15 protein-coding genes are annotated in these 14,348 nt (G+C 69.7%); 12 read left to right on the top strand and 3 right to left on the bottom strand.

Annotated elements, in window-relative coordinates; genetic code table 11:
• Nucleotides 1–3: 3 nt before the first annotated feature.
• A complete protein-coding gene (locus MFF22_RS13005) occupies nucleotides 4–231 on the bottom strand; it encodes a DUF4160 domain-containing protein (protein ID WP_238249396.1) in 228 nt (75 codons plus the stop codon).
• 103 nt (nucleotides 232–334) lie between these two features.
• A complete protein-coding gene (locus tag MFF22_RS13000) occupies nucleotides 335–601 on the bottom strand; it encodes a hypothetical protein (protein ID WP_238249395.1) in 267 nt (88 codons plus the stop codon).
• 43 nt (nucleotides 602–644) lie between these two features.
• Here MFF22_RS13000 and MFF22_RS12995 point away from each other — a divergent pair, with 43 nt between their 5' ends.
• From MFF22_RS12995 to MFF22_RS12940, 12 genes are all read left to right on the top strand, one after another.
• Nucleotides 645–2,855, top strand: a complete 2,211-nt coding sequence (locus MFF22_RS12995; protein WP_238249394.1) for a hypothetical protein — start codon at nucleotides 645–647, stop codon at nucleotides 2,853–2,855.
• A gap of 3 nt (nucleotides 2,856–2,858) precedes the next feature.
• Nucleotides 2,859–3,437: a hypothetical protein gene (locus MFF22_RS12990; protein WP_238249393.1), complete on the top strand. Its 579-nt coding sequence runs from the start codon at nucleotides 2,859–2,861 to the stop codon at nucleotides 3,435–3,437.
• Nucleotides 3,434–3,811 carry a DUF6950 family protein gene (locus MFF22_RS12985; RefSeq protein ID WP_238249392.1) on the top strand — a complete coding sequence of 126 codons (378 nt, stop codon included), beginning with the start codon at nucleotides 3,434–3,436 and terminating at the stop codon, nucleotides 3,809–3,811. The genes MFF22_RS12990 and MFF22_RS12985 overlap by 4 nt, the downstream gene beginning before the upstream one ends.
• A gap of 858 nt (nucleotides 3,812–4,669) precedes the next feature.
• Entirely contained in the window at nucleotides 4,670–5,452 is a 783-nt protein-coding gene (locus MFF22_RS12980; RefSeq protein WP_238249391.1) for a hypothetical protein, read from the top strand.
• Nucleotides 5,452–6,159, top strand: coding sequence for a hypothetical protein (locus MFF22_RS12975; protein ID WP_238249390.1), 708 nt, complete (start codon nucleotides 5,452–5,454; stop codon nucleotides 6,157–6,159). The genes MFF22_RS12980 and MFF22_RS12975 overlap by 1 nt, the downstream gene beginning before the upstream one ends.
• A gap of 15 nt (nucleotides 6,160–6,174) precedes the next feature.
• On the top strand, nucleotides 6,175–7,215 hold the full coding sequence (locus tag MFF22_RS12970; protein ID WP_238249389.1) for a hypothetical protein: 1,041 nt from the start codon (nucleotides 6,175–6,177) through the stop codon (nucleotides 7,213–7,215).
• On the top strand, nucleotides 7,212–8,069 hold the full coding sequence (locus MFF22_RS12965; protein ID WP_238249388.1) for a hypothetical protein: 858 nt from the start codon (nucleotides 7,212–7,214) through the stop codon (nucleotides 8,067–8,069). The genes MFF22_RS12970 and MFF22_RS12965 overlap by 4 nt, the downstream gene beginning before the upstream one ends.
• Nucleotides 8,069–10,186, top strand: coding sequence for a pectate lyase family protein (locus tag MFF22_RS12960; RefSeq protein ID WP_238249387.1), 2,118 nt, complete (start codon nucleotides 8,069–8,071; stop codon nucleotides 10,184–10,186). The genes MFF22_RS12965 and MFF22_RS12960 overlap by 1 nt, the downstream gene beginning before the upstream one ends.
• Before the next feature lie 198 nt (nucleotides 10,187–10,384).
• Nucleotides 10,385–11,137 carry a hypothetical protein gene (locus MFF22_RS12955; protein WP_238249386.1) on the top strand — a complete coding sequence of 251 codons (753 nt, stop codon included), beginning with the start codon at nucleotides 10,385–10,387 and terminating at the stop codon, nucleotides 11,135–11,137.
• A gap of 3 nt (nucleotides 11,138–11,140) precedes the next feature.
• Nucleotides 11,141–11,569: a 3TM-type holin gene (locus tag MFF22_RS12950; protein ID WP_238249385.1), complete on the top strand. Its 429-nt coding sequence runs from the start codon at nucleotides 11,141–11,143 to the stop codon at nucleotides 11,567–11,569.
• Complete coding sequence (locus MFF22_RS12945) at nucleotides 11,566–12,039, top strand: hypothetical protein (RefSeq protein ID WP_238249384.1); 474 nt, start codon at nucleotides 11,566–11,568, stop codon at nucleotides 12,037–12,039. The genes MFF22_RS12950 and MFF22_RS12945 overlap by 4 nt, the downstream gene beginning before the upstream one ends.
• A gap of 333 nt (nucleotides 12,040–12,372) precedes the next feature.
• Nucleotides 12,373–13,851 carry a methyl-accepting chemotaxis protein gene (locus MFF22_RS12940; RefSeq protein WP_238249383.1) on the top strand — a complete coding sequence of 493 codons (1,479 nt, stop codon included), beginning with the start codon at nucleotides 12,373–12,375 and terminating at the stop codon, nucleotides 13,849–13,851.
• A 301-nt stretch (nucleotides 13,852–14,152) separates the two neighbouring features.
• Here MFF22_RS12940 and MFF22_RS12935 read toward each other — a convergent pair.
• On the bottom strand, nucleotides 14,153–14,348 hold a 196-nt coding region (locus MFF22_RS12935; protein ID WP_238249382.1), incomplete at its 5' end, for an SDR family oxidoreductase.

The following is a 14,348-nucleotide window of genomic DNA, read 5'->3' as shown; positions in this document are numbered from 1 at the left end:
GTCTCAGCTCCTCGTGTTCAACCGGTCCCATTCGGCCTGCAGCCGGTCGCGGTTCGCCCGCGCCCAGTCCATCGCCTCGCCGCCCCGGCGCGCCTCACCGGCCAGGACGTCCAGCGTGGCGATCACCACCAACGCGCGCCAGCCGCGCCCCTCGATGTGGAAGTGCGGCGGGTGATGGTCGTCGGCGTAGATGGCGATCTTGCAGGTGTTGAAACGCTGGATCGTCGCCATCGCCCGCCCCCATCGGCCCACATCGTATAGGCAATGGTTGCCGCAATGTCCAGCGAAAAACGGCAATGGTTGCCGCTTTGGCTGTCGCCGAGGAAGGATTGTCTCAGTCTGCCGCGTCGGGGGGACGCCGCCGCGTCAGCGCGGCGTAGAGGGCCGGCGGCAGCACCTTGCGGGCCGGGCGCATCCGCGCCAGTTGCGCGTCGGTGAGTTCGGCCGCGTCCGGGTCAGCGGCGATGGCCGCCTGGAGCGCGGCCTCGTCCTCGTCGGTGAGAAGCGGCGGCGACGCGAGGCGTGTCCCGATGCGTCGGCGCGCGGCGTCGTCCGTCATGTCCACCCCGGCAAGTCCCTTGGCCGGCGGCTGTCTTCTCACGCCGTCCCCTGTCCTGTGAACCCGCGTCGCGGAGCCCCGCCCGATGGCCGAACCCCTCGTCATCCAGTTCGCCGCCGACACGTCCCGCGCGCAATCCGCCATGGCGAGCCTCACGGCGCAGGTCGTCGGCAACATGACCCAGATCGGCGTCGCCATGGCGGGGGGCGCCGCCAACGCCAACGGCTTCGGCGCGGCCCTGGAGGGCATGAAGGCCAACGCGGTCCGGACCGCGACCGCCGTCGGCGCCGATGTCAAAGCCATCGCGGGGGCCACCGGGGCCGCCGTCGCAGCCGAGGGCGCGACCCTGCAGAGCGTCGCGTCCGCGTTCACGGCGGCCGCCGTCACCTCGAACACGGCCACGGCGAGCGCCCGGGCCGGCGTCGCCGCGACCGCGACGGCCCTCGGCACAGTGAGCGCGCAGTTGCCGGCCCTGGGGCAGCTCGCCGTCGCCCTCGGCGTGGCCGGCGGGGCCTATCTCACCATCTCGACGGCCGTGTCGGCGGCCAATGCGCAGATCGCCCGGTTCACCGCGCTCAGCGCCGAGGCCGAGCGGACCGGCTTCGGCATCGGGATCCTGCAGCGCTTTCAGGACGTGGCGAAGGAGGCCGGCCTCGCCGTCGAGGAGATCGACCACGCCCTGCGCCATGCCGCGCAGGCGACCACGCCGCGGTTCGAGCAGGACAACCCCGTCCGCAAGCAGCTCACCGACCTCTTCCAGAGCGGCTACACCGGCGACTTCCAGTCGAAGGGGCTGGCGGATTACCTCGGCGCCCGGGACGCGGAGACTCGCCTGCGCGCGGTCGTCACCGCCCTGCGCGAATTGCGCGACCTCGGCCTGTCGCTCGCGGCCGTCGATCTGGCGGAGAAGGTGTTCGGCGCCGACACGGCGGAGCGCATCCGCACGGGCCGCCTCGACATCGAGGCCATCGCCGACGCCCTCGACCGCAAGCGGGACGATCTGATCACGCAGGAACAGGTCGACCGGGCGGTGGACTTCCGGGATCGGCTGGACGCCGCCTACGCGGCCATCGCGAAGGTGCTCGAAACCTCCCTCGCGGTGACGGAGGCGGGCTACGCCATCGACCGCGCCTGGCTCGCCGTCGTCGAGACGACGGCCAGGGCCGCGGTCAACGCCGGCCAGTTCCTCGACGCGATGCTGAAGGCCGCCCGGGCCGGCGATGGGCAATCGCCCCTGGCGCCGCGCCAGCGCCTGCCGGGCGAGGGCAGCCTCGGCGCCGATCTCGGCGAGATCGCCGGCCAGTCGGCCCGGGGCCGCACCCTCTACGACAGGCCCATCGGGCCGGAGCGCCCGGCGGAGTTCATCACCGATCCGCCCGAGCCGCCCCGCCGGCCCCTGAGCTTCTTCACCGAGCAGGCCCATGCCCGGCCGGCGCATCCCCGGGACGGGGGCGCCGGCGCTGCGGCCGATCCGCTGGAGACCTTCGTCCACGGCCTGGAAAAGTCCGCGGCCGCCGCGAAAGCCGAGGCGGAGGCGTTCGATCGGAGCGACGCCGAGAAGAATGTCGCCGTCCAACTCGCGCGGGCGCAGGAAATCGCCAGCCAGAACGGACGCAGCCTCACCGAGGCCGAGACGCAGGCCGTGACGCGGGCGGCCCATGCCGTCGCGCAGTACCGCGATCAACTCGCCGACCTCGAACAGCAGCAGCGCCAGGGCGCGGAGACGGCGCGCTTCTTCGGCGACACGGTCGCCAACAGCCTCGCGGACGCGATTGTCAACGGCCGGACCTTCGCCGACATCCTGCGCGGGGTGCAGGCGCAGCTCGGCCGCGCTGCGCTGCAGGCGGTGTTCACCGGCCAGGGGCCGCTGGCCGGCCCGTTCGGCACGGCGCCCGCGGCGAGCGCCCCGGCCGGCGGCAACGCGGTGGGCGGCCTCGCCGGCCTGTTCGGCGGTGGGTTCTCCCTCGCCGGGTTCGATCCGCTGCCCGCGCATTTCGCGGCCAATGGCGGCCCGGTCCAGGCCGGGCAACCCGTCACCGTGGGCGAGATGGGCCGCGAGGTGTTCGTGCCGCAGCAGAACGGGACGATGTTTCCCCTGGCGAAGGGCCCGGGGTGGGGCGCCGCCGCCGGGCCGATCGCGCTCACGGTGGATGTCTCCGGGGCGCGGGGCAATCAGGAGATCATGAGCATGGTCCATGCGGGGGTCGCCGCGGGCATGGCGCAGACGGAACAGCGCATCGGCCGCAGCATCAACGGCATCGTCGCCAACGGGCGGCGGCGCTACGCCCGGGCCTGACCGATGGCGATCTTCGACGCCGCCGGCCGCGCCGCAGCATCGGGTGAGGCCGTGAACGGCGCCCTCCTGGCCTTCTTCGACTTCCTCGACGCGCCGACCCGCGTGCATGACGGCTTCGGCCCGCTCCTGGCCGGCGGACAGGTGTGGCAGGGCATCGGCGTCCTCGGCGCGGTCTCGGACATCGAGGCGGCGGTCGGCGGGCAGGCGCCCCCGGTCACGTTCACCCTGTCCGGGACGGGCGACGCGATCCGCGACGACGTGCGGAACGCCCGCACGAAGGTGAAGGGGCGGGCCTACTCCGTCAGCCTGCAGTTCTTCGGCGACGCTCTCCGCCCGCTCGGCAACCCTTACATCCTCTATCGCGGGGTCATGGACCGGCTCGTCCACCACGCGTCCGACGTGAACACCTGGACCGCGCAGCTCACCGCCGAGACGCTGTTCGCCCGGCGCGGTCTCCCGCCCTTCGGCAGCCTCACCGACCGGGATCAGCAGCGCCGGTATCCCGGCGACACCGGCCTGTTCATGATCCCCGCCATGCAGAACCGGAGACGGCCGTGGAACCCGGCGATCCCCGACCGATGATCGCCTACCTGCGGCAGGCGGCGCGCGAGCCCTTCGCCTGGGGCGTCTCCGATTGCGCGCTGTTCATGGCGGATTGGGTGCGCGTCGCCCGGGGCGTGGACCCTGCCGCGTCCCTGCGCGGGCGCTACCGCTGCCATCTCGGCGCGGCCCGTCACATCCGCCGCCGCGGGGGCATGGAGGCGATGGGCCGGGATCTGGCGGCGCAAGCGGGCCTGCCCGAGACGACGGCCCCGGGGCCGGGGGATATCGGGTTGGTGCGCGATCCGCTGGCGGGCCCGGTCTTCGCGATCCGCACCCGGATCGGATGGGCGGCCAAGGGACCCGGGGGCCTCGCGCTCGGCGCCTTCCCCGTCATCGTGGCGTGGCGCATCTGATGCCGGCGGCGATCGGGACCGCGCTGCTGGCGGAGACGGCGCTCGCCGGCACGACGATCTTCGGCGTCACGACGGCGACGGTCGTGGGCTACGCGGTCATCTCCGGGGCCTTCCTCGCCCTGCAACAGGTGGTCGAGGCGCTGACGCCCGCCCAGAAGCGCAACGACGCGCAGGTCACGGTGCGCCAGGCGATCCCGCCGCGCCGGGGCGGGCACGGCCGCGAGAAGCTGGGCGGCGCCATCTTCTTCCTCGACGTGCAGGGCGGCGTGCTCACACGCGGCGTCGTGCATTTCGCCGGGAGGCTCTGCCACATCCGCGAGGTCTGGCTCGGCGACGTCCGAACGGGCCTCGTGGCCCAGAATGGCGGCGTGGTCCCCGACCGCCTCTACCAGGGCAAGATCGCCATCGAATCCTACCTCGGCACCGACGACCAGGGCGTCTCGGCCGCCCTGTCGCGCTACGGCTACTGGACCCCCGCCGCGCGCCTGAAGGGGCTGGCCTACAGCGTGGTCGTCGCGACGCCCCTGAAGCACGGCGAGAAGATCTTCCCAGAGGGCGCGCCCGACGTGCGCCTCGTGGCCGATCTCGTGGCCTGCTACGACCCGCGCAACCCGGCCCACGACCCGGCCGACCGGGCGACGTGGGCGTGGTCGGACAACGCCGCCATCGTCCTGCTCGACTATCTGCACGACGGGAGCGGCTACGGCATCCCGTTCGGCGAGATCGACCTCGACAGCTTCGCCGCCCTGGCGGACGTCTGCGACGAGGACGTGCCGCTGCTGTATCCGAGCCCGGAGGGGGACACGCACGGGCCTGCGGCTCTCGCCGGCCGGCCTGCCGGCCTATGGCGAACCGACCGTGCGCCTCGTCCTGCCGTCCTTCGGCATCGACGCCACCTTTACGCCCTCGGCCGGCAAGCTCACCGGGCCGTTCAAGGCCGAGCCCGTGCTCGATCTCGCCTCGCTCGATGCCTCAGCCTATGCATGGTCCCCGTCGGAGGAAGGCACTGCGCCACCGCTGCCGGACGCGAGCTCGCCCGCGCCGGCAGCGGTCCCGACCGGCGTGGCGTATCAGGCGATCCGCACCAGCACCGGGGGGCAGGTCACCGGCCTCGCGGCCCGCTTCACCGCGAATCCGGTCGCGGGGCGGATCGACCTCGTGCTGATCGGTCGGTTCAGGGCCGCCGGCACGGGCGAGTGGGCGGACATGGCCAGCCAGGACGGCGCCGCCGTGGCCGGGCCCCTCGACGACGGCGGACAGTACGAGGCGCAGGTGGCGTGGCTGTCCAGCACGTCCATCGGCGACTGGGGCGACACGATCCCCTTCACCCTCGCGGCGGACACGACCCCGACCGGCGCGCCGGCCGGTTTCGCGGTGACGGGCGGCCCGGGCCAAGCGCGCTTCGCCTTCACCGCACCGAACGCGGCCAACTTCGCCTCCGCGCGGCTCTACCGATCCACCACCACCAGTTTCGCCAACGCGGTGGCCGTGAAGACCTTCAACGGGGCGCCGAACCAAGCCTTCGACGGGACGGACGCGCGCCCCGCCGGCACCTGGACGTACTGGGTGCGGGCCTTCAACGCCTCCGGCTTCGGCGACGCGTCGAGCACCGCAGGCCCGATCACGGTGACGGTGGCCTGATGGCGGATCGGCCCTGGAACCCGATCCTCGTGCCCTCCGCCGAGCAATGGGGGCTGAAGAACGCCACACGGACGGGGGGCCAGTCGTTCTCGGGCCACGAGCAGCTGACCCGATCCCCGGCCGCGCGCTGGGCCGCGTCGCTGACCATTCCCTGCGGCACCCGGGAGACGGTGCTGGCGATGCGCGCCGCGCTCGCCCTCGGCCGGTCGCAGGTCTGGATCGTCGGGCCGGTGGAGGTGTCGCGGGCGCCGTGGTTCGTGGATCCGATGACCGGCGGCGGCATCAGCTATGGGATGGGCGCGGTCGCCTCGGCCTACGATCCCGCCTTCGAGACCAATCCCGACACCGCGTCGGCCCTGGATTTTCAGATCGCCGTTCCCGCGCCGATCAATACGGCGACGTTGACGATCCAGCGCAATCGAGGTGGCTTGCTCCAGCCTGGCATGATGTGCTCGATCGCCGGCCGTCTCCACCTCATCACCTCCTTGCTGACGGGCGATCCCGGCGCCGACGTCGGTGATGCGAAGCCAGGGCAGATCGACATCGAGGTCCGTCCTTGGACGCGCGCCGACTATCCGGCGGCCACCCCCGTCGAGTTCGGGCGCCCGGTCTGCCGGATGCGCCTCGCCTCGGACGATACCGGCGCACTGCACTTGCAGCTCAGTCGAGCCGGGTCGGTGTCCCTCGACCTGATCGAGGCATTCTGATCCTCAGGAGTTTCCATGTCGCTCCCCGGGCCGTCACCGGCGAATTCGCCGGCACAAAACTATGCCGCCATCGGTGCAGCGTTCGACTTGCTGGACAATCTCCAGCAACAGGGTCGAAACCTCTCCTCGGCCATCGACAGCCTCGGCCACAGCGCGGCTCAAGCCGACAGCCTGTTGCGCGCTGGTATCGACGAGGAAGCCGCCGCTCGTCAGGCCGCGGTCTCGGGGCTCGGCCGCACGATCGACTCCGCTTTCCTCGCGGCGCTGACGGCTCTGCTCGCCACGGATCAGCCCGGCGAATGTCCTGCCGCCTTCACCGGCGGTCCGCTCGGGACCACGGCCAGCACCTCGCCGCTGGACCCCGCCGGCAGTACGCCGTTCGCGTTCGGACGCGCCTATGCCGTCACCGGCGGCGGCACCATCGCCCCTCGCGTCGCGATCCGGTGGGACCTTGACGCGATCTATGTTCTGAGGACGCGCTACTGGCGCATCGCCGACGTGCTCGATCCGAACAACAACGCGGTCGACATCGGCATCCAATGGCTCGACCAGGCCGGAGGCGATGCCGGCTCGGCTCTGGTGGCGCGGGACAGCAATCTGCGGGTGCAGGACGGCCCGCGCACCGTCAGCGTCCGAGTGCCGTCGCCGCGTGGTGCCGGGCCGGTCATTGCGCCGCCGGCGGGGGCCCATTCCTGGCGGCCATTCCTGCGCGCCTACGGCTCGGATGGAGCCACCGGCGTCTCGCTTCTCGGCGCGCGGGATGTGACCTTCGCCGGGCTCTACGCGCCGGATGTGAGCGCCATCGCCGCGCGCCTCGGCACGGTCGAAGGACAGCTCGCCGCCGGCCTTCCGCTCACCGCGCCGATCCTGCCGTCCTACGCCGTCGCCGACCTGCCCCGCCCGGGCCGTCGCGGGCGCAAAGCCTTCGCCTCGGACGGCCGCGCGCCGAACGCCGCCGGCCTTCTCGAAGCCGCCAACGCGGGCACGGGCGTGGAAGTCACCGACAACGGAAGGGCCTGGGTCATCGCCGGGACCAATCAGCAGGTGCAGGCATGAACGCGATCACGCCCCTCCAGCGCTGGAAGCGCGACGACTGGACGATCCCCTGCACGCTGCAGGATGCATCGGGAACAGCCGTCGATCTCACCGGATCACAACTGTTTGGCGAACTGTGGCTGCCGGGCTACCAGACGTTTCAACCGCTCACCCCCGCCAATGGCGGCATCGTTCGGGTGTCCGATGGGCAGGGCAAGTTCAAGGTCGTTGCCCCGCGTGCGCTCACCGCCCTCGCGACCAGCGGCTTCGCAGGGAGCGATCCCAGGGAGAGGACCCGCATTCTCGTCTATCGGATCGACACCTTGGGCACGCGGCAGACCCTCGGGGTCATCGTCTTCGACGTCTTCGACGTGGCGGACACCCGCACGATCGATCAGATCCCGGCGGCGGCTCTGGTCTCGCAGAGCACCACGCTGACCTTGATCGTCGCCACCGCGCAGGGCGCAGCGGGCCCCTCGCAGATCGCGGCGGCGGCGATCACAGATGGCACCGAGATCGGGCGGTCTGTCCTGAGGGCGACGGACGCCGCGGCGGCTCGCGCGGCTCTGGGCGTGCCGTCCATCGGACGCTCGGCGGTCAACGACACGAACTACCCGGTGAAGGCGACCGACACCTATGTCGGCGTCGCCGCGCTGACGGCTCCTCGCACGCTGACACTCCCACCGGCCGCCACCTATCCGCCGGGGCAGCCCCTCTGCATCGCGGACGAGAGCGGCGCCTGCGGGACGAGCAACCCGATCATCATCGCGGCGGCAGGGCAGGACAGCATCGGCAGCGAGCCGAACGTGACGATGCAGAGCCCCTACCAAAAGGCCGTGCTCCACTCCAACGGCAGCAACCTGTGGACCCTGTGATGCCCTTCTCACGCTTCGTCGCGGCGGCGCTGACGGCGCTCGCCTTCCCCTCGGCATCCGCCCAGGCCGATCAGCTTCTGGGACCGGGGCGGATCGACAGTGCGGGACGGGTCATCCTGCCCGGCGGTCCTGCGCTCGGCCGATGGCAAAACAACTTGTACACCGCGACGCCCGACAACCTGAGCGTCGCCAAGCCCGGCAACAGGATCCCGTTCCAGCGTCCCGAGAGCGGCGCCGTCGTCCGTAGCTACGACGACAAGATGCAGGACACGCTGCAGGCCGCCGATTTCGGGGTGAAATGCGATGGCACCTCCGACATCGTGCCGGCCCTGGCCAGGGCGCTCAACGCGGGCAAGGGCTACGTGGCGGGGCGGGAGATCCTGCTTCCGCCGGGCCTCTGCGCCTATGGCAGCACAACCTTACTGTCAGGCAGCAACATCACGATCAGCGGCGCGGGTCGCGACAAGACGGTGATGAAGCCCCTCGCGCCCGGTTACGCCGCGTTCCAGATCGGCAATCCGTCCGATGTGAACCCATGGGTGGCGCCGAACGTCGGGGCGTTCTCGACGGCGCTGATGTCGCTGCGCAACTTCACCATCGACACGATCGGCAAAGGCTCGGGCGCCATCATCATCGACAAGAGTTCGACCCAGACGACGCTCGACGGCATGGGGTTCAACGGCAATCCGCCGGGCGGCTATCTCGTCCTGGCCTACGGCGACACGGTCAAGATCAGCAACGGCAGCTGTTATCTCGGTGACCCGACCGCTTGGTGCTACGGCTTCGATACCTGGGGTCACAACCACGAAATCACGGGCAACACGCTCTACGGGTTCGGCGGCTACGGCAACGGCGGGAACGGCGTCCGTATCCTGCAGACGCAGTACGGCATCCCGAAGGTCGCGATCAGCAGCATCACCTCCGCGGGCGGCGTCGCGACCGTCACGACGTCCTCGCCGCACGGTTACACAACCGGCACCTATGTCGCCATCCGGGGGGCGGCGCAGGCCGCCTACAACATCACCTACTCGGCGCCGATCACCGTCACCGGGCCGGCGACCTTCACCTATCCCGTCTCGGGTTCGCCGGCCTCGTCCGCCACGGTGGCGAGCGGACAGACGCTCTACGCCACCAGCGACGTCTACGGCACGGCTCACCGGATCGAGGGCGCGGTGATCTCGCGCAACTTCTTTCTGCTCGGCGGCCCCCAGGCCATCGAGATCAATTCGAGCCTCTATACCCGCGTCATCAACAACGTGGTCGATCAGGCCATCGTCCGAAACATCACAGTCCAGAACAACGCAGCCGAAGCAGGCATCATCAGCAATTACATCGGCTCGGCCGGAGCGACGACCAATCCCAGCAATATCGGCATCGAGATTGCGCCCAACGTCGGCTGGGGCACGAAAGTCGTCGGCAACGACTTCCTGAATCTCAACTTCGGCCTCGTCGCGGACAGCGATGGTTCGGGCGCCATCCCCGATCTCGCCGTGATCGGCAACAACTTCAACCTGATCGGAACCGCCTCGCTTGTGCTGAACAGCGTGCGGAAGGGCGTCATCACCGGCAACATCGACAGCGGGTCGCCCGCGGGCGGGTCGGTTTGGACCGCCGCAGCCTACTCGCCCGGCACCTACGCGATGGCGGGCAACATATGGTCGGCCAGCCCGTCGACCGTGTGGGATACGGCGAGCAGCTACACCACCGGCAACGTCAATGGCCGCTATTCCGGAGCCGTCCGGCAGGTCGTCACCGGCAGCGCCAACGGAACGGCCTACCCTGCCAACGCGACCGCCCCGCAGTTCGTGGGGGCCGGCATCTCGAGCAACGAGAGCACCGTCAACATTCCGATGCCCTTCGCCGGGACGCTGCGGAACTTGACCGTCGCCACCAACGCCAGCCCCGGCACCGGGCAATCCTACACCGCCATCGTGATCGTCAACGGGGGACAGACCGCCCTGGCCTGCACGATCACCGGTGCCGTCCAAGCCTGCACCGACACGTCGCGCGCGGCGCCCGTCGCGGCGGGACAGACCTTCTCGCTGCAGGTCACCGGAAGCAGCGGCTCGGCGGCGGCCTTGTTCCGGTTCAGCGCCGAATTCGATCCGATGAACTGACGCAAGGGGGGGCATCTCCCGGGCACACCCGTCTCCTCCGGACGCGCGCATCGGCTGACGCAGCGCCCGAGCGCCTGCGTCACGGGACCATCGCCGTGCCGACGGTCCTTGAAGGCGTCGGCACCGTCAGCATCTGCGCCGCCGCAAAAGGGCGCCGCAAGCGGGCGCCGCTCGACCCACCCCCATCGCGAGGACGACATGACGGCCCTGCCGAGCCCCAACGCTCGCGCCGCGTTCCTTGCTGCGGCCCGCCTTGCCCCGTTCCCCGGCTGGCTCTCGCCGGGGCAGGTCACCGGCCTGGAGACGATCCTCGGCGCCTGCCCACCGGATCTCGGCGTCGCGCAGACGGCCTACTGCCTCGCGACCGCCTTCCACGAGACGGCCCGCACGATGCAGCCGATCGAGGAGTTCGGGCGCGGCCGGGGCAAGCCCTACGGGCCGAGCGGCTTCTGGGGCCGGGGCTACGTGCAGCTCACGTGGCGGGCGAACTACGCCCGGGCGAGCGCGCGCCTGCACGCCCTGGGCCTTTTGGCGGGGGACGAGGATCTGGTGGACCGGCCCGCTCTGGCCCTGCGGCCGGACGTGGCGGCGGCGATCCTGTTTCACGGCATGGGCGAGGGCTGGTTCACCGGGGCGCGGCTGTCGGACTTCTTCGGCCCCGGCCGCTGCGATCCGGTCGGCGCCCGGCGCATCGTGAACGGCACCGATTGCGCCGGGCCGATCGCCGGCTACCACGCCGCGTTCCGGGCGGCGCTGACGGCGGCGATGCGCTGCCCGGACCCGGCGCCACCCCCCGATCCGCCGACGGCGTCCCCCGACCCGAGCCTGCCCCAGCCCGCCCCCTCCGGCGGGCTTTTCCGTGGCCCATGCCCGGCTCCCGCGACCGCCCGGCCGGGCTGGTTCGGCCGCCTCCTCTCCACCCTGCGCGACAACCTGCGGAAAGGCGCCTGACCCATGAGCTTCCTCGCGATCCTGCCGGCGCTGCTCGGCGCCCTCGCCCCGATCCTGCAGAAGGCGATTCCCGACGAGGGGCAGCGGATGCAGGCGCAGCTCGACCTGCAGCGCGCCCTGCTCGACGGGCAATCCGACCTCGCCCGCGCCATGGCGGAGGTGATGAAGGCCGACGCCGCCTCGGAAAGCGCGCTGACGCGCAACGCCCGGCCGATCACCGTGCTGTGGGCGCTGGCGATGATCACCTGGGTGGGGGTGGCGGCGCCGCTGCTCGGCCTGCAGGCCGAGGTGGTGAAGGCCCTGGCCGGCGTGCCGGAGTCCCTGTGGTCGCTGCTGACGCTCGGGATCGGCGCCTACATGGCGGCGCGCACGGCGGACAAGTTCATCGAGGCCAGGGTGACCGAGGCCAGGGTCGCTGAGGCCAAGCGGTGATCCGCACCCCGGAGGCTGCGCCGATGTCGCCGACCTTTCCCCACGGGCCCACCGACGAGGAGCGCGCCGCCCTGCCGGGCCGGGTGTCGAAGCTCGAATCGAACCTCGACACCCTGCGCCGGGACGTGGCCGACGAGTTCAAGGAGATGCGCTCGGAGAACCGCCGCCAGACGGAGGCGATCCTGGCCAAGATCGAGGCGCAGGGCCGCGACTTCTCGGACGCCCAGGCCGAGGCCCTGCGCAAGGGGCAGTTCTCGCTGTCGAGCACGTTCAAGACGCTGGTCACCGCCGGCGGCTTCCTGCTGGCCATCGTCGGCGCCGGCGCGACGGCCCTCAAGGCGCCGATCGAGGCCGACATCGCCCGGGACCGGGCGGACATTCAGGACTTGAAGCGCACGACGATGGGCCGGGAGGAGCTGCTGGTGCGGCTGCGGTTGATCGAGCGAGAGGCGGGGAGGGGCTGGCCGTGATTGGGCGGGGTTCGGTCGTATCAGGGGTGGGGCAACAACACGGAGGGGATCAGAAATCTGCTTTCCGTTGGGGGTGGTTTTCCGCCAGTCTACCTCCAAGCGGCTTTGCCATGGAGCGGACCTCGTTTCTGCGCACCACACTCCTCTCCAATCGTTGCCGATGAGCCGTTGCGCATTTCAATGCAGAATCTCTTTTATATGAGGCACATAAGATCGCTTTTCTCATTTGCCTTAGTATAATTATACCAAATCTGATACGTAATCGTTATTAAGCATTTTTTATGGGTGTTGTGCCTCAATAGGACTATATCGATTTTCAAGAAGTTGGACACAATGCTGTTCGGCAATCAGAAGTTGCAAGCTCAGCTGAAGGCGCTTGACGCTTCACACGCGTTGATCGAGTTCGATCTCGCCGGCAAGGTCGTCACTGCCAATCCTAATTTCCTGGCGGTCCTCGGCTACAGCCTCGAAGAGATCCAGGGGCGGCACCACTCCATGTTTGTGGATCCGGCTGACCGGGAGAGCCCCGCCTACCGGACCTTCTGGGAGGCCCTGCGCCGCGGCGAACATCAGGTCGCCACTTACAAACGCATCGGCAAGGGCGGCAAGGAGGTCTGGATCCAGGCGAGCTACAGCCCGCTCATCGGACATAACGGCAAGCCTTATGGCGTATTCAAATGCGCCACCGACATTACCGCACAAACGCTGCGCAACGCGGATTTCGAGGGCAAACTGAACGCTCTTGAACGGTCGCAGGGCATCATCGAGTTCAACCTCGATAGCACGATCATCACCGCCAACGAGAACTTCCTCGCGTCGGTCGGCTACAGCCTCGACGAGGTGAAGGGCAAGCGCCACGCGATCTTCATCGATAGGGCCGAACGCGAGAGTGCCGACTACCGGACCTTCTGGGAGGCCCTGCGCGGCGGTGAGTTCCAGCAAGCCGAATTCAAGCGCATCGGCAAGGGGGGCCGGGAGGTCTGGATCCAAGCCACCTATAATCCAGTCCGCGATGCGTCCGGACGCATCGTGAAGGTGGTGAAATTCGCCACCGACATCACCGAGGCCGTTGCTGAGCGGCTGCGGCGAGCCGAGCTGCAGAGAGGTGTCGATCGAGACCTCGACGGCATTGCCATTGCCCTTGCTCAGACCTCGCAGCAGGCTGTCGGTGCGGCTAGCGCCGCCGAGGAAGCCTCCGGCAACACCCAGAGTGTTGCCGCTGGATCCGAGGAGCTGGCCGCCTCAGTCGGTGAGATCAGCGGGCAGGTGAACCGCGCTCTGCAGGTGACGGGACGAGCTGTCGAGCAGGCAGTCGCCACCTCGACCGTCGTTGCCGGCCTCGCTTCCGCCGCTCAGCGGATTGGCGAGGTGGTCGAGATGATCAACTCGATCGCCGGGCAGACGAACTTGCTTGCGTTGAACGCGACGATCGAGGCGGCACGGGCCGGTGAGGCAGGCAAGGGCTTCGCGGTTGTGGCTTCCGAAGTGAAGACCCTCGCGGCCCAGACCGCCAAGGCGACCGAGAGCATCAGCACTCAGATCGCGCAGACGCAAGCCGCCGCGAACCAAGCGGCCGTTGCCATCGCGGGCATCGGTGACACGATCGGGGAGGTCAACGAGATTTCCTCAGCGATCTCGACGGCCGTAGAGCAGCAGGCCGCCGTCGCTCAGGAGATGTCGAGCAACATGCAGGCCATGACTCAAGCCGTGGCGGAGATCAGCCGCAGCGTCAGTCTGATCGCCACCTCGACTCAGGAGGTTAATACCTCAACGCGGCTTGTGCGCGAGGCGTCGCGCGCCATGGTGGCTTAACACCGTGAGTTGCTGCCGCTTCTGCTTCAGCGATTTTCGTCTCAGGTGCATGCTGTTCTAAGACCACCCCGAGCCGAAGTTGTCGGACGACTGACTGGCGTCCGCTTTGAAGGAGTGCCGACAGCGCTCCCGGCGACTAGGTTGGGTCGGAAGCAGGAGGGCTGCTCCGGGTGGAAAGTCGATGTTCTGCTTTCGGTGCGAGAGACAGGAAAGCAGACGATATCCGATAGTTGACGTAGCTCGAAAATGGCCCCTGCGCGCAGTCTGTCTGGGTTGTGCGCGCAGGTGACATCGTTGTGCTTTAGCGAATGCCGCCGCTGGCGGTGATGTTCTCGCCGGTGAGCCAGCGCGCATCATCGGACGCAAGGAACGTCACGACGCCCGCGATGTCATCCGGCCGGCCAGCGCGGCCGAGCGGTGTCTGTGCGACCATCCCAGCCTCCATCTCCGAGCCGGAGATGCCGGCCGTGTGCGTGCCTTCGGTCACCACATAGCCA

Origin of the sequence: Methylobacterium persicinum, from assembly GCF_022179525.1 — a bacterium.
Classification (GTDB): Bacteria; Pseudomonadota; Alphaproteobacteria; order Rhizobiales; family Beijerinckiaceae; genus Methylobacterium; species Methylobacterium persicinum.
This window is presented reverse-complemented; position numbering and strand designations above follow the sequence as displayed.